The 1210-nt window shown below is 68.9% G+C and carries 1 protein-coding gene; it reads left to right on the forward strand.

Features of this window, described 5'->3' with window-relative positions; all coding sequences use genetic code 11:
* On the forward strand, window positions 1-1210 hold a 1210-nt coding region (locus tag FKP22_RS30990), incomplete at both ends, for a cation:proton antiporter domain-containing protein (protein WP_211361680.1).

A 1210-nucleotide genomic window follows, 5' to 3' on the forward strand; every position in this document is an offset into this window, starting at 1 on the left:
CGCCCGCAGCAAGACACCCGAGATCTTCACCGCCGCGGCCCTGCTGCTGGTGGTGGCCACCGCTTCGCTGATGCAGACGGTAGGCCTGTCGATGGCCCTGGGCGCTTTCCTGGCCGGCGTGCTGCTGGCTGAAAGCGAATACCGGCGCGAGCTGGAAACCGACCTGGAACCGTTCAAGGGCCTGTTCCTCGGCCTGTTCTTCATCGCCGTGGGCATGAGCCTGGACCTGTCGGTGCTGCGCGCGCAGCCGCTGCTGGTGGCCGGCCTGGTGCTGGGTTTCCTGTCCATCAAAGCCCTGGTGCTGTGGGGCATGGGCCGGGCCATGAAGCTGCCGCTGGCGCAGCGCGGCGTGTTCGGCGTGCTGCTGGCGCAGGGCGGCGAGTTCGGCTTCGTGGTCTTCCAGGCGGCCGAGCAGGGCGAGGTGATCGAGCCGGCGACCTCGTCGCTGCTGGTCGCGGTGGTGGCGCTGTCCATGCTGCTCACACCCTTGCTGCTGGTGCTCAACGACAGGCTGGACAAGCGCCGCGCCGCGCGCAGCGGCGGCCGGGCCACCGGCACCGAGCTGAAGGAGATCGACGAGCCGCAGGAGGCGCCGGTGATCATTGCCGGCTTCGGCCGCTACGGCCAGATCGTCGGCCGGCTGATGTTCGCCAGCGGCCTGAAGGCCACCGTGCTGGAACACGACCCGGACCAGGTCGAGAGCCTGCGCAAGTTCGGCTGGCGCGTGTTCTACGGCGACGCCACGCGGCTGGACCTGCTGCGCACCGCTGGCGCCGGCAGCGCCAAGGTGCTGGTGGTGGCGGTGGACGACATGGTGCAAAGCTTGGCCATCGTCGACCTCGCGCAGGCGCACTTTCCGGCCTTGCAGCTCGTCGCCCGGGCGCGCAATGCGCAGCACTGGTACGAACTGAACAAGCGTGGCGTGGCGCACATCGAGCGCGAAACCTTCGATTCGGCGCTGATGAGCGGCCGCAGCGTGCTCGAAGGCCTGGGCCTGCGGCCTTACCAGGCGCGCACGCTGGCCCAGCGCTTTCGCCGCCACAGCGTGCAGCTGCTCAAGGAAATGGCACCCCACTATGGCGACCAGGCCAGGCTGATGAGCATGGCCAAGGCTGGCCGCCAGCAACTCGAAGAAGCGTTTGCCCGCGAACGCGAGACCCAGGCCGAGCGCGGCCACGGCCATGGCTTTTTCGCACATGACGACGAACCG

This window comes from Ideonella azotifigens (genome assembly GCF_006519715.1).
Taxonomy (GTDB): Bacteria; Pseudomonadota; Gammaproteobacteria; order Burkholderiales; family Burkholderiaceae_C; genus Ideonella; species Ideonella azotifigens.